This window comes from Ulvibacter sp. MAR_2010_11 (genome assembly GCF_002813135.1).
Taxonomy (GTDB): domain Bacteria; phylum Bacteroidota; class Bacteroidia; order Flavobacteriales; family Flavobacteriaceae; genus Altibacter.
Window position 1 is genome coordinate 1,118,838 of the sequence record NZ_PHTY01000001.1, and the last position, 21,289, is coordinate 1,140,126.

Annotated in this window: 21 protein-coding genes and 1 tRNA gene; 10 read left to right on the plus strand and 12 right to left on the minus strand. The window is 38.8% G+C overall.

All coding sequences use genetic code 11. From position 1 onward, the window contains the following. Window positions 1-54: 54 nt before the first annotated feature. A complete protein-coding gene (locus ATE92_RS05280) occupies window positions 55-1,209 on the plus strand; it encodes a hypothetical protein (RefSeq protein WP_100802713.1) in 1,155 nt (384 codons plus the stop codon). Window positions 1,210-1,353: 144 nt separating this feature from the next. On the opposite strand, the gene ATE92_RS05285 is transcribed toward ATE92_RS05280, so the two are convergent. The 4 genes from ATE92_RS05285 to ATE92_RS13995 all read right to left on the minus strand — a co-directional run bounded on the left by ATE92_RS05285 (window position 1,354) and on the right by ATE92_RS13995 (window position 8,049). Beyond that, a complete protein-coding gene (locus ATE92_RS05285; RefSeq protein ID WP_232729118.1) occupies window positions 1,354-2,175 on the minus strand; it encodes a class I SAM-dependent methyltransferase in 822 nt (273 codons plus the stop codon). A 63-nt stretch (window positions 2,176-2,238) separates the two neighbouring features. Continuing rightward, window positions 2,239-4,110, minus strand: a complete 1,872-nt coding sequence (gene mnmG, locus ATE92_RS05290) for a tRNA uridine-5-carboxymethylaminomethyl(34) synthesis enzyme MnmG (RefSeq protein ID WP_100802714.1) — start codon at window positions 4,108-4,110, stop codon at window positions 2,239-2,241. Between the two features lie 110 nt (window positions 4,111-4,220). Then, the gene (gene ybeY / locus ATE92_RS05295) at window positions 4,221-4,637 is read right to left on the minus strand and encodes an rRNA maturation RNase YbeY (protein WP_100802715.1); all 417 of its coding nucleotides are present in this window, start codon (window positions 4,635-4,637) and stop codon (window positions 4,221-4,223) included. Next, a complete protein-coding gene (locus tag ATE92_RS13995; RefSeq protein WP_157809568.1) occupies window positions 4,630-8,049 on the minus strand; it encodes a DUF4175 family protein in 3,420 nt (1,139 codons plus the stop codon). Before ATE92_RS13995 ends, ybeY begins: the two co-directional genes overlap by 8 nt. Before the next feature lie 78 nt (window positions 8,050-8,127). On the opposite strand from ATE92_RS13995, the gene ATE92_RS14000 reads away from it, so the two are divergent. Together ATE92_RS14000 and gltX are read left to right on the plus strand one after the other, a co-directional pair. Beyond that, window positions 8,128-8,298 carry a hypothetical protein gene (locus tag ATE92_RS14000; protein ID WP_157809569.1) on the plus strand — a complete coding sequence of 57 codons (171 nt, stop codon included), beginning with the start codon at window positions 8,128-8,130 and terminating at the stop codon, window positions 8,296-8,298. 73 nt (window positions 8,299-8,371) lie between these two features. Beyond that, window positions 8,372-9,883, plus strand: coding sequence for a glutamate--tRNA ligase (gltX, locus tag ATE92_RS05310; RefSeq protein WP_100802717.1), 1,512 nt, complete (start codon window positions 8,372-8,374; stop codon window positions 9,881-9,883). On the opposite strand, the gene ATE92_RS05315 is transcribed toward gltX, so the two are convergent. After that, window positions 9,880-10,551 carry an outer membrane beta-barrel protein gene (locus tag ATE92_RS05315; protein ID WP_100802718.1) on the minus strand — a complete coding sequence of 224 codons (672 nt, stop codon included), beginning with the start codon at window positions 10,549-10,551 and terminating at the stop codon, window positions 9,880-9,882. The two genes, gltX and ATE92_RS05315, sit on opposite strands and share 4 nt — an antisense overlap. Before the next feature lie 90 nt (window positions 10,552-10,641). Here ATE92_RS05315 and ATE92_RS05320 point away from each other — a divergent pair, with 90 nt between their 5' ends. Beyond that, on the plus strand, window positions 10,642-11,634 hold the full coding sequence (locus ATE92_RS05320; RefSeq protein WP_100802719.1) for an SPFH domain-containing protein: 993 nt from the start codon (window positions 10,642-10,644) through the stop codon (window positions 11,632-11,634). 37 nt (window positions 11,635-11,671) lie between these two features. Here the strand turns inward: ATE92_RS05320 and ATE92_RS05325 are convergent, their stop codons facing one another. From ATE92_RS05325 to ATE92_RS05340, 4 genes are all read right to left on the minus strand, one after another. Next, window positions 11,672-11,911, minus strand: coding sequence for a DUF6327 family protein (locus ATE92_RS05325; protein ID WP_100802720.1), 240 nt, complete (start codon window positions 11,909-11,911; stop codon window positions 11,672-11,674). Further along, complete coding sequence (locus ATE92_RS05330) at window positions 11,908-12,327, minus strand: phage holin family protein (RefSeq protein WP_100802721.1); 420 nt, start codon at window positions 12,325-12,327, stop codon at window positions 11,908-11,910. The genes ATE92_RS05325 and ATE92_RS05330 overlap by 4 nt, the downstream gene beginning before the upstream one ends. A 1-nt stretch (window position 12,328) precedes the next feature. Continuing rightward, window positions 12,329-12,706: a YtxH domain-containing protein gene (locus ATE92_RS05335; protein WP_100802722.1), complete on the minus strand. Its 378-nt coding sequence runs from the start codon at window positions 12,704-12,706 to the stop codon at window positions 12,329-12,331. Between the two features lie 213 nt (window positions 12,707-12,919). Then, complete coding sequence (locus ATE92_RS05340) at window positions 12,920-14,596, minus strand: glutamine--tRNA ligase/YqeY domain fusion protein (protein WP_100802723.1); 1,677 nt, start codon at window positions 14,594-14,596, stop codon at window positions 12,920-12,922. A gap of 86 nt (window positions 14,597-14,682) precedes the next feature. On the opposite strand from ATE92_RS05340, the gene folB reads away from it, so the two are divergent. Then, window positions 14,683-15,042, plus strand: coding sequence for a dihydroneopterin aldolase (folB, locus tag ATE92_RS05345; protein ID WP_100802724.1), 360 nt, complete (start codon window positions 14,683-14,685; stop codon window positions 15,040-15,042). A 53-nt stretch (window positions 15,043-15,095) separates the two neighbouring features. Next, window positions 15,096-15,166 (plus strand) — tRNA-Cys (locus tag ATE92_RS05350). Window positions 15,167-15,203: 37 nt separating this feature from the next. On the opposite strand, the gene ATE92_RS05355 is transcribed toward ATE92_RS05350, so the two are convergent. Continuing rightward, window positions 15,204-15,908 carry a LysE family translocator gene (locus ATE92_RS05355; protein WP_100802725.1) on the minus strand — a complete coding sequence of 235 codons (705 nt, stop codon included), beginning with the start codon at window positions 15,906-15,908 and terminating at the stop codon, window positions 15,204-15,206. 24 nt (window positions 15,909-15,932) lie between these two features. After that, window positions 15,933-18,152: a ribonuclease R gene (gene rnr / locus ATE92_RS05360; RefSeq protein ID WP_100802726.1), complete on the minus strand. Its 2,220-nt coding sequence runs from the start codon at window positions 18,150-18,152 to the stop codon at window positions 15,933-15,935. Window positions 18,153-18,251: 99 nt separating this feature from the next. On the opposite strand from rnr, the gene ATE92_RS05365 reads away from it, so the two are divergent. From ATE92_RS05365 to ATE92_RS05380, 4 genes are all read left to right on the plus strand, one after another. Then, window positions 18,252-18,491 (plus strand): putative signal transducing protein, encoded by a 240-nt coding sequence (locus ATE92_RS05365; protein WP_100802727.1) that lies wholly within the window; start codon window positions 18,252-18,254, stop codon window positions 18,489-18,491. Window positions 18,492-18,979: 488 nt separating this feature from the next. After that, a complete protein-coding gene (gene rpiB / locus ATE92_RS05370; RefSeq protein WP_100802728.1) occupies window positions 18,980-19,411 on the plus strand; it encodes a ribose 5-phosphate isomerase B in 432 nt (143 codons plus the stop codon). A 9-nt stretch (window positions 19,412-19,420) separates the two neighbouring features. Continuing rightward, window positions 19,421-20,332: a cation diffusion facilitator family transporter gene (locus tag ATE92_RS05375; RefSeq protein WP_100802729.1), complete on the plus strand. Its 912-nt coding sequence runs from the start codon at window positions 19,421-19,423 to the stop codon at window positions 20,330-20,332. Between the two features lies 1 nt (window position 20,333). Then, complete coding sequence (locus ATE92_RS05380) at window positions 20,334-20,774, plus strand: GNAT family N-acetyltransferase (RefSeq protein ID WP_100802730.1); 441 nt, start codon at window positions 20,334-20,336, stop codon at window positions 20,772-20,774. On the opposite strand, the gene ATE92_RS05385 is transcribed toward ATE92_RS05380, so the two are convergent. After that, window positions 20,764-21,135, minus strand: coding sequence for a hypothetical protein (locus ATE92_RS05385; protein WP_100802731.1), 372 nt, complete (start codon window positions 21,133-21,135; stop codon window positions 20,764-20,766). The two genes, ATE92_RS05380 and ATE92_RS05385, sit on opposite strands and share 11 nt — an antisense overlap. Window positions 21,136-21,289: the final 154 nt, after the last annotated feature.

Sequence of the window (21,289 nt, forward strand, 5' to 3'; positions counted from 1 at the left end):
CAAAGATACACGATTACACTTCTTTTTCGACGTAAAAAATGTGTAGTTTTGTGTATGGATTTTTCAGAAATAATTGGCCAAAAACACTTAAAAGCACATTTGCTTAAAACTATTGAAAACGGACGTATACCGCACGCTCAGTTGTTTGTAGGTCCAAGCGGAAGCGGCCTTTTACCTATGGCCATTGCTTATGCGGGTCATTTATTGTGTGACCGTTATGAAAAAAACAGTCCGGAATTTGAAATTTGCGCAAAAAAAGTTGCAAAACTCACACATCCCGATCTTCATTTTGTCTACCCGGTCAATACAAATGATGACATAAAAAAGAATCCCGTTTCTTCTCTTTTTTCTGAAGAGTGGAGAGCGTTTACTTTAGAAAATTCGTATGCCTCACTCTTCGACTGGTTTCAACACCTGGGTATTGAAAATAAACAGGGAAATATCAATGTAAAAGAAGCTGAAGAAATTGCGAAACGCTTGTCGTTAAAGGCATACGAAGGGGGTTATAAGATTATGATTATCTGGATGGCCGACAAGATGAACACCGAATGTGCCAATAAAATCCTGAAAATAGTTGAAGAACCACCCGAAAAAACAGTGCTACTGCTACTAACCGAAAATGAAGAGCAAATTTTAACCACAATCTATTCGCGTTGTCAAAAATTGAGCTTTCCCTTGTTGCCTGAGGAGGAAATCGCGGCAACATTGTCTTCAAAACACAATCTTTCCGAAAATCTTGCTAAAAAGATTAGCAGACAGGCGAACGGAGACTACAATAAGGCGCTGCATTTAATGCGAAACGATGGTGATGATATTATTTTCGAAAAATGGTTTGTAACATGGGTGCGCACCGCATTTAAGGCAAAGGGAAACAAAAAAGCCATCAACAGTTTGTTGGAATGGAGTGATAATCTTGCCGGAGAAGGGCGGGAAACTCAAAAAAAGTTCCTGCTGTTCTGTATTGAATTGTTTCGCCAAGCGCTTCTGAAAAATTATAAGGCAGACAGTCTTTTGTTTTTTGAAGCGGAGGACAGCGGATTCTCAATTGAAAAATTTGCCCCATTTGTGCATCAGAATAATATTTATGAAATTACCGAAGCTCTAGAGGATGCCACTTATCATATTGAGCGAAACGGGAATGCAAAAATTATCTTCACCGATTTGTCTATCCAATTAACGCGACTGATTCACAAGGCGGAACTGGTATAGATTATATTTATTATTAAATATTTAGTAATAAACTCTCTTTATTAAAATTGAACGCAAAATAGGCCGCTCTGAGAGCGTTTTATCATTCCCGCAACCCTTTGCGCCGATTCTTTAAAGAAGGGCTGCAAAAAGCCCTGAATATGCCTAAATCTCCTTTTTGAAGCAGTAAATTAGTGAAGAATACTCTTTTGTACCCATTGCTTTGATGTTGGACCACAAACCGATAAAAAAAGCTCTAATTGAAAACGTGGATCTTGTTTTATATTTTTCTGAAAGCAGACTCACATAAAACGAATCGAAAATCATAGGCTTTGTTTTTCTAAGATGAAATTGTTCCGAAAATAATTGTTTCATCGAGTTTCTTGAAAAATGCCATAAATGTCTGGGCACATCAAAAGCAGCCCAAAACTCCTTATAATATTTTGCATCGAACGAATTGTAATTTGGAACTGCAATTATTAAATGTCCCCCGGGTTTTACAAGTGCTTCAATTTTTTTTAAAGTGGTTTCCAAATCTGGCATATGCTCCAACACATGCCAAAGCGTAACCACATCAAATTGTTTTCCGGAACAATCATCAATGGACCATTCCAATTCAATCCTTTTTTCCTTTGCCAAAGCACGTGCTCCAGGATTGGGCTCTACTCCACTAACTTCCCAATTATGCACTTTGGCCAATTTCAAAAAGTCTCCGGTACCGGCACCAATATCCAACAAACTGCCGGCGCCTTTTTGCAAAGAAGTAATGAGTTTCAGTTTTTTTGAAAGCGAATATTTCTTTACCCATTGATATATGCTAGCCAGCATTCCACTATCTGAATCTGTATGTGAAATATAGGCGTCACTTTCGTAATACTTGGAAAGATCTTCGCTTTTGGGAGTAGGAAAAGTTACAAGCATTTCTTGCTCAGCATCGAACACCAAATCGAAAGATTCCCCTGAAACAAGGAAATCTTTAGTTTTCAAATAATGGCTTTTATTATTGTTCGTCAAAATAGAAATTGGAATGTTCCACGTGAAACAATGTGACTAACGCCCCATATACACTAGCATCACCGAAATATCATTTGGTGAAACACCACTAATTCGTGACGCCTGTGAAACCGTAGCAGGTTTAATATTATTTAATTTTTCTCTTGCCTCAAAGGAAAGTGATTTAAGTTTTGAATAGTCAAAATTTGCAGGAATTTTGATTCCCTCCAAACGATTCAATTTATCGGCATTGTTCTTTTCCTTTTCAATATACCCCGCATATTTTACCTGAATTTCGGTTTGCTGAAGGACTTCGGCATCGAGCTTGTTTTCAGTTACGAAATTCTCAACTACCTCAATTTTTCGCATATCGTCCATAACAATATTAGGCCGCGAAAACAACTTAAACATTTTATCGCTTTGTTTAATTGTAGCCGATTCTCTAGATTCTAATATGGGATTTATAAGTTCCGGAGAAACGCTGGTTTCTTTAAAAAACTTAATAAACGCCTTAGATTTAGTTTTCTTTTCTTCCATTTTTCGCATGCGCTCCTCTCCTGCCAAGCCAATTTTGAACGATTTTGGAGTTAATCGAAAATCTGCGTTATCCTGTCGCAATAAGGTGCGGTATTCGGCGCGTGATGTAAACATTCTATAAGGCTCCTCGGTTCCTTTTGTAATAAGATCGTCTATTAGCACCCCTATATATGCCTCACTACGTGTTAAGGTAAACGGATCTTTTTCGTGTACTTTTAAGTGGGCGTTGATCCCTGCCATCAATCCTTGAGAGGCCGCTTCTTCATACCCGGTTGTGCCATTAATCTGTCCCGCAAAGTACAATCCGGAAACCAATTTGGTTTCCAAAGTATGCTTTAATTGCGTGGGCGGAAAGTAATCGTATTCAATTGCATATCCAGGACGAAAGAATTTTACGTTTTCAAATCCTTCAACCTGTCGTAACGCTTTCGCCTGAACATCTTCCGGCAACGAAGTTGAAAATCCGTTTACGTAGTATTCTACGGTGTCCCATCCTTCAGGCTCTACAAACAATTGATGTCTGTCCTTGTCGGCAAAACGGTTAATTTTATCTTCAATAGATGGGCAATACCTGGGGCCAATACTTTTTATCGCACCATTGAACATAGGAGATCGATCAAAACCTTCTTTCAACAAATTATGAACTGTTGGGCTCGTATACGTCATATGACAAGCTCTTTGTTCTTTCAAGGGCTGGGTGCTGTCCAAATAAGAAAACTTTTCGGGATTTTCATCTCCCGGTTGAATTACCATTTTTGAAAAATCCAAAGATCTTCCATCAACTCTTGGAGGTGTTCCCGTTTTCATTCTTCCGGAATCGAATCCCAAATTGACCAAATCTTTGGTAATTCCTGTAGCAGCTTGTTCTCCCGCGCGTCCTCCGCCGAACTGCTTTTCTCCTATATGAATGAGTCCGTTTAAGAAAGTCCCATTGGTTAAAACAACACTTTTTGCACGAACTTCTAATCCCAATGAAGTTCTAACTCCTACAATACGATCTCCTTCAACGAGAATTCCGGCAACCATCTCCTGATAAAAATCGAGATTTTTTGTTTGTTCCAACATCAAGCGCCAGGTTTCAGAAAAACGCATACGATCGCTTTGCACCCTAGGACTCCACATTGCGGGTCCTTTAGATTTATTAAGCATTTTAAATTGTATTGCTGTTTTATCTGAAATAATCCCACTATATCCACCAATAGCATCAATCTCACGTACAATCTGCCCCTTGGCAATACCACCCATAGCAGGGTTGCAGGACATCTGACCAATATTCTGAAGGTTCATGGTAATGAGCAGGGTTTTTGATCCCATATTCGCAGCTGCAGCCGCAGCTTCAGACCCCGCATGGCCCGCGCCAACTACTATTACATCGTATTCTTTTTGAAACATATCTTAAATTGTTCCACGTGGAACATTGACTATTTTATTAGGGCCGCAAAGATACAGTAAATTCCTTAAAATCAGTTAGTTAAAAGTATAATAATCTGATTATCAATTAACTAAGCGGTAGAAAGCTTAGCGAGCGCTTCGTTTTCCTTAGTTCTCATTAGAGAAGAATCATTGTCAGATTTATCCTTATACCCGCAATAATGCAGGATTCCGTGAATAATTACGCGATGTAACTCTTCTTCAAAAGAAACCGAATATGTTAAAGCATTCTCGCGAACTCTTTCAACAGAGATGTATATTTCACCGTGAATCTGTTTTCCCAAACTGTAATCGAAACTAATAATGTCGGTAAGTGTATCGTGCTTTAGATATTCAACATTCAGCTTGTGTAAAAATGCATCATCACAAAACACAACTGATATATCCCCTTCCTCAAAATCTTCAGCCGTAATAACTCCGGAAATCCATTTGGAAATTTCAGAGGTGTTTTTCAGATCAAAATCTGTTTCAGAAAAAAAATCAATCATCCTTCTTTTTAAAATAAGTCTGTACTTTTTCCTTGTATTCCTGCCGTAAAGGCAAAGCTTCTCTGTTCAAAATTTCGGTAGTATTAAAATACTTTTTTACCTCATCGGGGGACAACCGAAGGGTGTTTTCATAATTCATTCGGTTGGTGCGAGATTCTCTTCTGGTTTCCTGTCCTTGCTCGAAATCTGCCTTGTCCAGTTTCAACAATTCATACTTTAAATTAAGCATCTTTTGCAGTGTACGCTGATTAAATCCTTTGTCCAGCAACTGTTGTTCAATATCCTCCATTTTTCGAAGCAAATCCCCGCCTTTTCCCTGAAGTCCTTCTTTGCTTAATCTGTCCTGAAGTTGCTGTCTGAGCATTTGCTGTTGTTTGTAAATTTCATACAACTCACCATTCATATTCTCATTGTCGCCCTCTCCATTTTCATCATCCTTATTGCCGTTATTTCCGTCTTTTCCGTCTTTGCCATCACCCTTTCCTTCACCACTGCCTTCGCCCTGTCCTTTTCCTTCACCCTGGCCCTCGCCGTCTCCTTCACCTTCTCCTTCGCCCTCCCCCTGGCCTTGCTTCCCCTTTTCCATTCCCTTCTTCATTTTCTCTCCCAGACTTTCTTGCTTTTTTATGATGTCGGGAAGCTGAAAACCCTTTCCTTGCCCTTGTCCTTCACCCTGACCCTTACCTTTCCCGGATCCCGACCCTGCACCGGACAATTGCATGGCATTTTGCATGTTTTGAAGTAAATCACTCAATAAAATTGCCAGTTCGTTAGCGCCGGTAACTGTGTATTGCTGATTGGAAATTCCTTGTCGCATCTGATTTTCGGCAAGGCGTTCCAGAGACTTGTCTATGTTGTATTGCACTTCGGTAAGTGATTCGTTTATAGGCGTGCTTATCATAGGTTGTCGGAGCGACAAAGCAAACAAACTATCGTCTATATGCTGAAAATTTTGTTTTAAATCGTTTTGAATGTTGAGCTTCTTTCCAAAAACAGGATTGCCATATTCGGTCTTTTTAAATTCTTCCATTAAATTTTCCTGTTCAAAAGAAAAAACCACCAAATTATCCAAGATCTGCCGCAGCATTTCGACATCTTCTTCAATACTATCCATTTGCCCGGCCTGCATTTGCATCTGCATCTGCTGCCCCATTTGCTTCATCTTTTTTCCTGCCTTTTTCTGGTTTTGAGAGGCCCCCGGGGTATTTTTCTGCTCCAACTTGTCCGTTGCCTTTTGCTGCTCCTCTTCCACTTCCTTCTCGCCCGACTTGTCCTGTGGGATATCCATTGGTTCTTTCAAGCCGTCATTTTCCTTTTTAAGTTCCTCAAGTTCCTTTTGGTATTCCTCAAACTTCTCGTTTAATTCCTCCTGTTTTTCTTTGGTATTTTGATCTTCGGGAGCGTCTGCCAATTTTTCCTGCTCATCACCAAGTTTAAATATTTCCTCGGCCAGTTTTTCAGCTTTTTTGGCAACATAGTACCTCTTTGTTAACTCAAGCAGTTGCTCCAAGTTCTTCTCCTGATTCTTATTCTGTTTGGCAAGATTCTCTAGCTTTTCGGTAAGATCTTCCTTCTTAATCTTTTCCTGTAGTTTTTCGAGTTCATCCAACAGCTTTTCATTTTCTTTCAATCGCTCTTCATTTTCTTCTAAACGATCTTTAAGTTGTTCTTTGAACGTATCATTCTCTTCATTTTCTGGCTGAAAATTTTCCAAATTCTCCTTCAGCTCCTTTGAAAAATTCTTCATCATCTCTTCCTGCTGCTTTTGTCTTTGTATAAAATTCTCCAGCTTCTTTTTATCATTCCAGTTCAGCTCGTTCTTTTCCTTTTGTGTCTTTGAAAGCTCTTCCAGCGTTTTCTCCTGATCCTTCAAATTCTCCAACGACTTGTCTAAGCCTTTGATAGAATTCTCCTGATTCTTTAACTGTTCGTTTTCCTTTTCATCCTGAGTTAATTTTCTGAAGGAATACATCCCCGATTTGCTGGATTTAAATTTATGGATCGCATCGTTGTCAAATACTTCAAAATAGTACTCGTAGGCTACTCCATCGGTTAGCTGAAGCCTCCCCGGAAAGGTATATACAAACTGGTCGAAGTTGGTTTTGGTAAGTGGTAAGGTCTCTGTCTGCTTTTGGGCGTCCTCCCCTTCAGGATAATACACCAAGCGCAGTTTTGTCAGGCCATAATCATCACTCACGCGTCCTAAAAAGAACACCCGCTGACTGTCTGTGCTATCTTGTTTTGATTGTACATCGATCTCGGGATATTCGTCTTTCACTACGCCTAATGTAAACGAAAGGTTTTCGTATTCCTGCAAATTTTTATTTGAAGTAGTAATGGCATAATCCAGTTTGGAGTACACGCTTTTATCCAAAGAAAATTGCTGCGCCTTCGAGGCGAAAGCATAGGCAGTATCCTTTGTTTTTAAATGAACGGCTTCGGTGTTTTTGGTATTCACTCTCCAGGAAACCCGTGTCCCTTCGGGAATTGTCGCATTACCTGTGCTTTTTAAAATTTCATCCCGCTTGCCGGTGTGGTTTGGATAGTTAAGCAACATTTCGAAAGTCACCAGGGACGGTGTTTTCACCACATCTATGGTATAAGCTTTCGAAGTAACCTTATTCCCCTTTAATTGAAACTCAATTTTATCTACAGGTTGTAAAAAGGTATACTCAAAAAGTCCCGGAGCAGTTTGTTGTAAATAGTAGGTTTCGTTGTTGTAACTAATACTCGCATTTTCGGGAACCACTTCTCCTTCCGTGCGCACCTTTAAAGTAAAGTTTTTGTTCTCGATGGCATTTAGATTCTCATTCAACACATGAAAAGAAAACGGAGCAGGAGGTTCATAGGCCGTATCGTAGTTTACAACACGGGTATAGCTGCTTGAAAATATGTCCTTATCGCCTAAAACACTGAACAAAACAAAAATTACCACCGGAATTGCAGCATATTTAAGGTATTTGGCGTTCTTTTTAAAGTTTACAGCGCTTTTAAACTGAATGGGTTGTAATTCGCCTGCTTTCTGATCGATGCTTGCTGCCAGTAATTCGCTTTCTCGTTGATTCTGATTTAGCTGAATTACATTCAGTAGTTTATCACTCACCTGCGGAAAATGATTTCCAATAATCTTTGAAGCTTCTTCGTGTGTGATTCCGGACTGAAGCTTAAACAACCTGGCTAGCGGAATGGCAATAAACCGTATAAATAACCCCGCTTCCACCGCAACAAATGTCCAAAACAAAAAAGCGCGTCCGGTAGGATTCAACCATAAAAAATATTCTACGAGCAACGTGACCAAAAAATACAGTAGCCCAATGGCAAAAAAGAGAATCACCCCCTTGATCAACTCATTGGTGTAGTATTTTTTGATAAATTGTTCCAGCTTTTGCTGAATGATACTAAATGTGCTCATGTAACGATCTTACTTAAAAACAGAACTCCTAAATTACAATAATATTTCGTATCAAAAACTACTCCAAAACCGCTTACAATGAAGGATATAAAATACCTGGCTGCGTTTTCAATTCCCGTAGGCGCTTTAATTGGTTTGTTATTAAGAGGGTGTCGGGTGTTTATTACTCCCATTTTTGTCATTATTCTGTTGTCGCCGGGGTGGTTTTCAATGATGAATAATCGAATTCCTATTGCAATGCGGCCCTAGGATTGTATCTTTGCCCTTTTAAATAGTTTAGTTCAATCATTTAATAAGATTCCCGCCAAGGCGGGAAATAAATATGTCTCAAAAAGTTCGTGTGCGTTTTGCGCCCAGCCCAACCGGGCCTCTACATATTGGCGGAGTTAGAACCGCGCTATTCAACTATTTGTTTGCCAAAAAACACGGAGGCGACTTTGTGCTTCGTATTGAAGATACAGATCAGAATCGATATGTTGAAGGTGCTGAAGAATACATCATTGAAGCCCTTAACTGGCTAAACATCCCCTTTGATGAAGGTCCCGGAAAAGAAAAAGCTTGCGGACCATACCGACAAAGTGAACGTAAAAATTTGTACAAACAATATGCCGACAGACTTATTGATGAAGGCAATGCGTACTATGCCTTTGATACTTCGGAAGAATTGGATTTTCATCGAAAAGACCACGAAGCCAAGGGAAAAACTTTTATCTACAACTGGCATAACCGATTAAAACTGAAAAACTCACTGGCGCTTTCTTCGGAAGAAGTTCAAAAAAAATTAGCTGCCGGTGAAGAATATGTTATAAGATTTAAATCGCCCGAAAACGAAGAATTAAAGTTATTCGATATAATCCGCGGAGAAGTGGTAATTGATACCAATGTATTGGACGACAAGGTCTTATTTAAAAGTGATGGCATGCCTACTTACCATTTGGCAAACATTGTAGATGACCATTTAATGGAGATAACCCATGTGATTCGGGGAGAAGAATGGTTACCCTCTTTGGCTTTACACGTTCTTTTATACCGTGCTTTTGGATGGAATGCGCCTCAGTTTGCGCATTTACCATTAATTATGAAACCTGAAGGAAAGGGCAAGCTCAGTAAACGGGATGGTGATAAAATGGGCTTCCCGGTATTTCCCCTGGAATGGAAAACGGGCGAAGGAGATGTATTTTCAGGATATAGAGAAGATGACTATCTTCCTGAAGCAGTTGTAAATATGCTCGCATTTTTGGGTTGGAATCCCGGAACGGAACAGGAAATATTCAATCTCGAAGAATTATGTACTGCGTTCGAACTGGAACGGGTGCACAAGGCAGGAGCCAAATTCGATCCCGAAAAAACTAAATGGTTTCAGCATCATTACCTTCAGGAAATGGACGAAACTGTATTAACGACTCAATTTTCAACATTACTCAAGGAAAAGAATATCGCCACAACATTGGATCTTTCAAAAATTGTTTCCTTACTCAAGGAAAGAGCCACATTTGTACAGGATATTTGGGAGCAGGGAAGTTTCTTTTTTGAAACTCCAACTTCTTACGACGAAAAAGCTTCAGCCAAGGCATTTAAGTCCGATACTGCGGAATTATTACAGGGCGTGCTCACATTGCTTGATGAGACGGCAGATTTTTCAGAAGCAACCCTTTCAGAAAAAATTAAAGGTTGGATTACGTCTAAAGATATAGGCTTCGGAAAGGTAATGATGCCGTTGCGATTGGCATTGGTGGGTGAAATGAAAGGTCCCGATGTATTTGAGATCGCTTCCTTATTAGGGAAGGAAGAAACAGTTAAACGCGTTCAAAAGGCTATTGATTCCCTATCCTAAAAGTAAATAACCGCGGCAATAACGATGGTCGAACTATGACCGTCAAAATCGTCTTTCTCCAGGTTTTTATCATTCAGGTTTTTCAGCATATTGGTAACACCATACTGATATTGCGCGCTAAGACGAAAGTTCTCTAATCCGGCGGTAAGGCCGCCCATTACGTGAAAGTTGATCTTTGATATATCCTGAATATCTCCCGATCGAAGCGTAGTATACCCGTCTACAATGTAGTTTTCGTATTTGTCATTCTTCAGCTTCATTTTGCCATTTACATTGAGAATGGGTCCAAATTCCAAACTTAAATGATGCTTGACGATATTGTAACTGGCCAGGAAGTTAATTTGTGCTGCTTGAATTGAATAAGGCACATATTGCTCATCGAAAACTCCTGAAATACCTCCCAGATCTCTTGCAAAAATACCGACCTCGGAACCGGAATAATTTATCCCATAAATTAAATCGAAATTGTTTCTAAAAGAGCCTCTAGTTGTAAACCCGGCCATAAAGCCTTCACTTTGTTTTGTGTTGAAATGTGATGTGGTAATATCGAAAAGTGTTAATCCGGCATTGATTCCCAGTCGGTTGTAAGATTCATAATTACGTTGCGAAAAAGTTTGTTGAATAAAAACAATAGAAATAGTAACGAAGAGAATGTTTCTTAGACTCATAAAGTGCTTGGATTGTTAAAAGTAAGGCGGGTAAAAATAGCTTTATTTTTGTATCTTCAACGTAGATATTAACTTAATATTTCAATTTGTATGGGTGGTTTTATAGTTCTTTTGATTCCGGTAGGTATCATTTTATTTTTTCTCTTGTTGTCTTCCTTCTTTACTGTCAAACAGCAAACCGCTGCTTTGGTGGAGAATTTTGGTAAATTCAACAGCATCCGAAACTCCGGGCTGCAGTTTAAAATTCCGGTGATACAACGGATTGCAGGTCGTGTAAATCTAAAAATACAACAGCTGGATGTTTTGGTAGAGACCAAAACCAAAGACGATGTATTTGTACGTCTAAAAATTTCGGTACAATTTCAAGTGATCAAAGAAAAGGTGTACGATGCCTTTTATAAGTTGGAGAGTCCGCACGATCAAATCACTTCTTATGTATTTGATGTGGTAAGAGCCGAAGTTCCAAAAATGAAACTTGATGATGTGTTTGAGCGTAAAGATGATATTGCCATTGCGGTGAAAACTGAATTAAACGAAGCAATGATCAACTACGGCTATGACATCATTAAAACCTTGGTAACCGACATCGATCCCGATGTACAGGTAAAGGCCGCCATGAACCGAATTAACGCCGCAGAGCGTGAAAAAGTAGCTGCCGAATACGAAGCAGAAGCAGAACGAATTAAGATTGTTGCAAAAGCACGTGCCGAAGCCGAAAGCAAGCGATTACAAGGACAGGGTATTGCCGATCAGCGTCGCGAGATTGCACGAGGATTGGAAGAAAGTGTAGATGTATTAAACAATGTGGGTATCAACTCTCAGGAGGCTTCGGCTTTGATTGTTGTTACACAACATTACGATACACTTCAGTCTATTGGAGAGGCAACCAACACCAATCTTATCCTCTTACCAAATTCGCCTCAGGCGGGTAGTAATATGTTAAATGATATGATTGCTTCTTTTGTTGCAAGTAACCAAATTGGAGAGCAGATGAAAAAGGAAAATATAGCCAAAGGGATTACAAAACAAAAAAGAACCCCTCCACCGCCAAGAGCCAAAGAGGGTGAAGACCTGAATTATTAAATGAAAAAAGCCCCGCAAAATTGCGGGGCTTTTTGTTTTATTTGGTGAATTTCTTTATCAGTCGGGAAATTCCAAATCCAATTAAAGGATTGAGTAATTTAAATATTACTGCACTTGTGGCGAACCCTCCTAATAAACCGGTTACCAGATTTCCGGGAGATAGACTCTCCTTCGTCTCATTAAGGCATAGTTTTAACTCTTCCGTGTCTATCTGAGATTGAATTTTAAGCAGTTTCAAATCGTGATTTACCGCTTCAAAAGTATCGTATCTTCTCATTCTTCTTCGGTTTTAGGTAATTCTCTGTTCGCAATTCGAGTGGAAACATCCGGTTCGGGATCATCGTCGTTATCGAAAAACATATCGGAAAACTTCAGTAATAAAATCTTCTGAAGTGGTTTTTTTGCAAAAATTATAAATCCAATGATAATCAGAATATAAAAACCTCCCACAATGAAGTAGCCCGCATATTTACTTTCCAATACATCCCCAATCCAGAGCGCGGCTCCCATAGAAAAAAACAAGAGCACAAGTAATAATACAATTCCTATAATTAAAAAGTTAACCAAAGAAATTGCTCCTTTGGTAACTGTTTTAAATATACGGAGCTTGTAATACTCTGTAGTGTTCTTTAAATATTCTTGTGCCTTAACCCCCGATTTTTCAAGGTTTTCGGAAAGCGCCTTGAAAGCCATTTTAGACTGTAGCTTTTTTGGCTATCGTTTTAGCCTTATTCAAGGTGTTGTCTCGTTGCAATTTTGCGTTTTGTTTTCTTAGAGCTTCTAACTTATCTTCCATTGCCAACAATATATCATCGGCCTTGTAGCTAGCTGAAGACAAGGTGTCTTCCAGCTTTTCGTTAAAAGATAAGCGAGCTTGTTGTGCCTTGGCGCTCAATTGACTTCCGGTTTCTTTTATTTGTTTCTGAAGTCTCTTTTGAGTCTTTTTAGCTTCTTTCCCAATCTTTTCTCTAGTCTTTGAGCCTTTATCGGGTGCATATAAAATTCCTATTCCAGCTCCAATAGCTGCTCCTGTTAATAATGCGATTAGGGTTTGTCCTGTATTAGATGCCATGATTGTTGTATTTATTAGTTATTAAAATGTTCTCTAACAAATGTATGTTTAATCGCTATCAATCGTTGTTAATAAGCGGTTAATAGTTGATTTCCAAAGCATAATATTCTCTTAAAACGAGTTAAATTGTATTAAAATATCATAAAACCATGTGTACAAAACAAAAAAAGGAGCCGCATCGGGCTCCCTTTAAACTTTTATCAATTACGGTTGTCAATTCAATTTCGCCCAGGAATCACGAAGCGGAACCGTGCGATTAAACACAATTTTATCTGCGCTGCTGTCTCGGTCTGTTACAAAATAGCCCAGACGCTGGAATTGAAATCTATCACCGGGATTTGTATCCTTCAGACTCGGTTCGGCATAGGCGGTAATCACATCCAAAGAAGTTGGATTTAAGAACTCCATAAAATCCTTGTCTTTATGAGCGTCGGGCTCAGGATCGGTAAACAATCTGTCGTACAAACGCACTTCAACAGGAATAGCGTGTGGAACAGAAACCCAATGTAGCGTCCCTTTCACTTTCCGAAGAGAAGCTTCAGAACCACTTCCGCTTCGGCTATCGGGATCGTAAGTACAATGTATTTCAGTGATATTTCCGGCAGCATCCTTTACAACACTTTCTCCTTTAATAATATAAGCGTTCTTTAGCCGAACTTCCTTGTCTAATGTTAGTCTGAAAAACTTCCTGTTTGCTTCTTCCTGAAAATCCTCTCTTTCAATATACAATTCGCGTGAAAAAGGGACCTTTCTGCTGCCTGCACTTTCGTCCTCCTGATTGTTTTCGGCTTCGAGCCATTCGGTTTCTCCTTCGGGATAATTAGTGATCACCAATTTTACAGGATCCAGAACTGTCATCACACGAGGTGCGATTTGATTTAGATCTTCACGAATACAAAACTCTAATAGCGCTACATCAATTACATTGTCCCGTTTGGCCACTCCAACAGTTTCAACAAACTTTTTAATGGCGTTTGGAGTGTATCCTCTTCGCCGTAAACCCGAAATAGTTGGCATACGCGGATCGTCCCACCCAGTTACAACACCTTCTTCCACCAATTTTAGCAACTTGCGTTTACTCATAATGGTATAGCTAAGGTTCAAGCGCGCAAATTCGCGTTGCTTAGGTCGTAACTTCTTTGTGTCTATCACTTGATCCAAAAACCAATCGTACAGCTCTCTGTGGGGCTTAAATTCGAGCGAGCACAACGAATGAGAAACCTGCTCTATATAATCACTTTCACCATGTGTCCAGTCGTACATTGGGTAAATACACCAATCATTGGAGGTTCGGTGGTGAGATTTTTTAAGAATGCGATACATCAAAGGATCGCGCATCAACATATTGGGATGCTTCATGTCTATCTTGGCACGAAGCACATGACTGCCTTCCTCAAACTCACCATCTTTCATGCGTTTGAACAAGTCTAAATTTTCTTCAACACTTCTGTTTCTGTAAGGTCCATCAATGCCGGGTTGTGTGGGTGTTCCTTTTTGTTGCGCCATTGCTTCACTGGATTGTGAATCTACATAGGCTTTCCCTTCTTTAATAAGTGCAACAGCCCAGTCGTATAATTGCTGAAAGTAATCTGAAGAATACAATTCGTTCTCCCATTGGTAGCCAAGCCAGGTAATATCTTCTTTTATGGCATCTACATATTCCTGCTCTTCTTTTGCGGGATTGGTATCATCGAAGCGCAAATTAACCGGGGCATTGTATTTTTCACCCAGACCGAAACTAATGCCTATTGCCTTGGTGTGTCCTATATGAAGATAGCCATTGGGTTCGGGAGGAAAACGAAAGCGTAATGCATCCGGATTCATGCCGTTTTTTAAATCGTCTTCTATAATATGCTCAATAAAATTGAGGGATTCCTTTTCTTCTGACATCTTTTTATTCTGAAGCAATTAAAACTAAATTTCTAAGATCCCGCACTGTATGCGGGATTAAAAGTATCTTTGCAAAAATAGTTGAAATGAGTACAATACGGTTAAAAAATATTAAAATATACGCCTTCCACGGTTGTTTGGTAGAGGAAGGAAAAATTGGTTCGGAATATCTTGTAAATCTTACCGTGCATGCCGATCTTTCTAAAGCTGCTTCCTCCGATCATCTGAGTGATACCGTTGATTATGTACATCTTCAAAAAATTGTAAAGCAGGAAATGGCAGTACGCTCCAAATTACTGGAGCATGTTGGCCAGCGAATAATCGACACTATTTTTGAGCAAATTGCATTGGTAAATAAAGCAAAAGTAACCGTGGCTAAAGTAAATCCGCCTATTGGTGGCGATGTAGCCGAAGTGAGTGTGACGATGAAATCCTCTCGTGAATAATAATTTTATACGAGTTTTTATTTAAATTTATTTACATTTGCCCTCGTAATTAAGGCATCATGGCCGAGTGGCTAGGCAGAGGTCTGCAAAACCTTCTACAGCGGTTCGAATCCGCTTGATGCCTCAAAAATCCTTCAGTGAAAATTGGAGGATTTTTTTATTTAGTATGGAGGAGGAATCACATCTTCAATAGTACTTCCCTGACCCGGTATTCGCTCCAGACCTGCTTGCACCTCACTGGGGAAAACCCCCTGTAACAGTAACAACACACCGAAGCCAATAATTAAAATACTAACCCATTTTTTTGTTTTAAAAATAAAACGAGGAGTCATCTTGCTCTTCAGTTTTTTAGCCAATGAAATTTTAAGTAGATCGGTTAAAAAGAAGGTGATTAACACCGTACTCAGAAAAAGAAAAACACCATTGTCTGAAGTTGTCAAGGCGTTCGCCATGATAATGGTGCCAATCCACCCTGCCAGTACTCCAAAATTGACAAAATTGAGGAGAAACCCTTTTAAAAACAGCCCGCTTAAATTCTTTTTCACCTTAACAGCATAGTGTTCTCGGGCAATTTTAATAAAAGATTTTGCGGTTCGTATATAGGAAATTATTCCGTAGGCGATTAAAACCGCTCCTCCGAAAATAAGAAGTCCGGGGTCGTCTTTTACTTTTTCCAAAATTTTACTGGTACTGAAAAATGCTAATAGAATAAAGAGAATATCTGCAAAAATAGCGCCTAAATCGAAGAAGATGGCCGCCTTTAATCCTTTGGTAATACTGGTTTCAATAAGTGTAAAAAAAACAGGTCCTACCGCAAATGCCAGCAGAAACCCATAAAATGCAGCGTACCATAAACCGTCAAACATAGTGAGGTAAAAGTACAAATAATTTTAGCCTTTGCGCTTCGGTTGGTATTCATTTCCATGCCCCAGCATGGTAAAATCTAAATGCTTCTTTACTAAATCGGCGTTTTTTACTTTCACATATACTTCGTCGCCAAGCTGATAGGCATTCTTTGTGCGCTGCCCCACAGCTGCATATTCCTCCTTGTCGAAGATATAATGATCATCTCTTAAATCTTGGAGACGTACCATTCCTTCACATTTGTTGGAAATTATTTCAACATACACACCCCAATCGGTTACTCCTGAAATTACTCCAAGAAACTCCTGATCCTGATGGTCCTGCATGTACTTTACCTGCATATACTTGATGCTGTCGCGCTCGGCATTGGCGGCAAGGTTTTCCATATCACTGGAATGACTGCAATTCTCTTCGTATTTTTCTGCTTTAGCCGAATCCTTTCCGTCCAAATAGCGTTGCAACAGTCTGTGAACCATTACATCGGGATATCGTCTAATAGGTGAAGTAAAGTGCGTATAATAGTCGAAAGCCAAACCGTAGTGACCAATATTATTGGTGGTATATACTGCCTTACTCATGGAGCGAATGGCTAGTGTGTCTACTAAATTTTGCTCTTTCTTTCCCTGAACATCACTCAACAATTTGTTCAAAGAAGCAGCTGTAGAGTTCTTGTCTTTGGTGTTTAGTTTATAACCGAAACGTTTAATGATGTTTTCGAGTGCTGCAATTTTTTCATCATCCGGTTCGTCGTGTACTCTGTAGACAAAGGTTTTCTTCGGATTTTGCTTTCCTATAAATTCGGCCACACTTCTGTTTGCCAGAAGCATAAACTCTTCAATAAGTTTATTCGCATCCTTGCTTTCTTTGAAATAGACGCCTTCAGGATTGTTCTTCTCGTCCAGTATAAATTTCACTTCTACCTTATCGAAAGAAATAGCCCCTTGTCGCATTCTGTTTGTCCGAAGAATTTTCGCGAGACGGTCCATTTCCAAAATAGCATCTGCTATTTCTTTTTTTACTGAATAGCTTTTTCCTGTTATAGAAATTTCTGAAGGAATTTGATGCGTTGCGTCTTTAGGATTTTCAATCACATGTTGTGCTTCTTCATAAGCAAAACGAGCATCGCTATAGGTTACCGTTCTCCCAAACCATTTTTTAAGCACTTCAGCTTTCGAATTCATTTCAAAAACTGCAGAAAAGGTATATTTTTCTTCATTGGGGCGTAAGGAACACGCTCCGTTTGAAAGAATTTCAGGAAGCATTGGCACTACTCTATCTACCAAATACACAGAAGTTGCACGTTCGTAAGCTTCGTCGTCCAGGACAGTTCCTGTTTGTAAATAATGTGATACATCGGCAATATGAATCCCTATTTCGTAATTTCCGTTTTCCAATTTTGTAAAAGACAAGGCGTCATCAAAATCCTTAGCATCTTTAGGATCGATAGTAAAAGTGAGATCCTTCCGCATATCGCGGCGCTTTTTAATTTCTTCAGGGTGAATTTTTGTATCCAACTGATTGGCAAAAGCTTCAACTTCAGGTGGAAATTCGTATGGCAATCCGTACTGAGCTAAAATGGAATGAATTTCGGTGTTGTGTTCCCCGGGCATTCCCAGCACTTTCAGCACTCTTCCGTAGGGAGAATCGGCTTTTTCCGGCCAATCTTCCATAGCGACCAATACTTTCTCACCGTTTTTAGCATTTCCAATATTTGCCTTCGGCACAAAAATATCGGTGTACATTTTATAATCGGTTACTTCCACAAAGGCGAAGTTTTCCAATACCTGGATAGTCCCTACAAATTCCGTTCGTTTACGTTGTATAATTTTGGTGATCTCTCCTTCGATCTTTCCGCCGCGTTTGCGCTTAAAAACATAAACTTCAACGATGTCACCCTGTAAAGCTTTATTAAGGTTCTTGTTTTTTACCAGGATATCATCTTCCATATCTTCTACAATAATATAGCCCTGCCCTCTTCCGGCAATATCTACTCTTCCTGTATAATAGTTTTGTGAAGGAGTAATAATATATTTACCTCTTTCTACTTCCTGAATCGTTCCGTTACCCTGTAAATCTTTTAGTTTTTTAATAATTTGATTCCTGCTGCTAGCATCGTCAACACCAAGCTTGGCGGCAATTTGTTTGTAATTAATAGGATTGGAATGATCTTTTCTTAGAATGCCTAAAATACTTTCGGTAAGTCCTTCAATTTTTTGCTTTCTTCTTTTCTTTTTATTCTGAGGCATATTTATTTTTTAATGAATGTAAAAGTACGGTTTCTAAGTCAATAGCCTTCTCTTATTAATAAAGATTTAGTACCTTGGTAAGACTTCAGAAGGCAACTCATGGAAAATTTTAAAACCATAGCCATTTTTACCTATCAGAGCGAATACGCAGTACTACGGCTTTTATTAGAACAGGCGGAAATTCGACATGTTTTTTTAAATGAGACAATGCTTAGTGTATTACCTTTTCACTCCAATGCGTTTGGAGGAATTAGACTTCAGGTACATCAAAACGATATTGAGGCAGCTAAAAAAATTATTCAGGAACTGGATGGAACTTCCAATATGAGAATCGTTTAATCTTGTTATCAACATCTATTTCATATAAATCATTTTTTCTTTTAAAATTTAAAAATTAAATGATGCTTATTATAGGGTGTTAATAGGTAGCATAACTTTTTAACATTTTCTTTTGAATTCAAGTTATCGCTATTTTTTGATAGCTTATCAACATGTTATAAGTAGTTTTTTGTTCTGAAATACAACGAAATATTACTTTTCATTAACAGTTGTCAACAAGTGAAACTAACCCTAATCTTTTTATAAGTTTTATGGAATTTTATGTTCGAAAAATTCACTTTTCGCCTCATAAGATTGCAACAAGTAAACAGAAATAAAATCGTCTTGTATACATTTAAGATTGTATTGTAAAATCAATTGGATAACACAACTTTTTTTATAGAATTTCTATCAACAAATATCAACAGTGTTGTTAACTTTATAATTACCTAAACATTAATAAATAGTAAACTCACACATTTGCAATATCTTTGTAAAAATACTGAATCATGAAAATAGCAATAGGAAACGATCACGCCGGAACCGATTATAAAAATGCTGTTGTAACCTACTTAAAAAAGGAAGGCTATCAAGTCACAAATTACGGAACCGATACCAACGAAAGTGTAGATTACCCGGATTTTGTACATCCCGTAGCAGATGCTGTTGAAAACAACAAAGCCGATTTCGGCATTATAATCTGCGGAAGTGGAAACGGTGCTAATATGACCGCAAATAAACACCAGAAAGTGCGTTCTGCACTCTGCTGGACCAAAGAAATAACAGAACTGGCAAGACAGCACAACGATGCTAATATTTTGAGTATTCCTGCCAGATTTACAAGCGAGCCACAAGCTGTGGAAATGGTTAAAACATTTTTGAAAACCGAATTTGAAGGCGGCCGCCATCAGAAAAGGGTAGAGAAAATAGCTTGTTCATAACCCCTTAAAATGGCACACAATCACTCTCACCATCACACTCACAACGATGTAAAGGGGAGGAATCTGCTTATTTCCATCGTTCTAAATATTCTTATAACTGTTGCTCAAGTTATAGGAGGTTTAATTTCAGGTAGCTTGTCACTTTTAAGTGATGCGCTGCATAATTTTAGCGATGTAATTTCTTTGGTCGTAAGCTATATAGCCGACAAATTTTCTAAAAAGGCTGCTTCTGTCGATAAGACCTTCGGATATAAACGCGCCGAAATCATTGCAGCCTTTGTCAACGCATTGTCGCTTTTAATTGTAGCGGCTTATCTTATTTATGAGGCAATCCTTCGGTTTTTAAATCCTACAACCATAGAAAGCGGCATTGTAATCTGGTTGGCACTTTTAGGGATTGTCGCAAATGGCGCCAGTGTTTTATTGCTTCGGAAAGATTCTAAGGAAAACATGAATATGCGATCGGCCTATTTGCATCTTTTTACCGATATGTCTGCTTCGGTGGCAGTGTTGGTCGGAGGTCTGTTAATGAAATACTACGGATGGTTTTGGGTAGACAGCGTACTTACTGTATTAATTGCAGTATATTTAATTTTTATGGGCTATGATTTACTGAAAAGCTCTTTTAAAGTATTGATGCTTTTCACCCCTGACGATATTAAACTTGAAAAGATAAGCAAAGCAATCTCTAACTTTTCGGAAGTAAAAAACATACATCATATGCACGCCTGGCAACTCAATGAAAAAGAAATACATTTGGAAGCACATATCGAGTTCCATGAAGATATTTCGTTGTCGCAGTTCGATGACATTTCAGAAAAAATAGAGGAATTATTACATCACGACTTTGGTATCAATCACGTGAATTTACAACCCGAATATCAAAAGGACGATCCTAAAGACATCATTATCCAGGACTAATATGGAAATAGCAGTAAAAAAATTTGATGCACTTACCATCTACGAATTGTACGATATATTGCAATTACGCAGTGAAATCTTTGTGGTAGAACAGGATTGTGTGTATCAGGATTTGGATGGAAAGGATGCAAAAGCATTACATGTTTTAGGATGGCACGACGGAAAAATTGTGGCTTATACACGCTGTTTTCCGCCCGGAGTATATTTTGAAGCTGCTTCAATAGGACGTGTAGTTGTAGAGGTGAACCACAGAAAATACGGTTTTGGTCACGACATTATGAAGGCTTCGATAGAAGCTATAGAAAATCATTTCGGAACCAATAGCATAAAACTTTCGGCGCAAACTTATTTGAAACGTTTTTACGAATCACACGGATTTTCAATCATTGGCGAAGAATACCTTGAAGATGGTATTCCGCATATTGCAATGATTACAACTTAATCAGGTTTTTCTGAAGGTTTAAATCGGCCAACATTTCATTGGTAAATTTATAATGCCCACGGCGCGTAATAATTCTAAAACGCTCATTTCGCATACGGGACAGGACGTCTAAAAAGCGCCATTTCGATTTCAGCAAAGTGGGAGTTTGCGACTTGAGACTGATTTCAAAATAATGTTTGACACCGGCCCGTTCGGCTACAATATCAGGAGTTATCAAAATATCGGTGCCTTTTTTTCGATACGACTTAGGGGTTTCATACCCCTCAATATCGGCTTTGATGTTTTCAAATCCCTTGTGCTCTAAATACGTGACAGAATCTTTAATCGCTTCTGTACTTTCTGCTTTATCTACTTGTACCATAACCGGTAAAATACGAAATTTAAATGCAAATATGTGTTAATGAGGCGTTAAGTCTGTGTAGAGCGTACGCTTTTATTGAAAGGAATTCGTAATTGTGACGTAATATTTTCGTCATTAATAGGATCGCAAATGTCTAAGCCATATTGGATTTCCA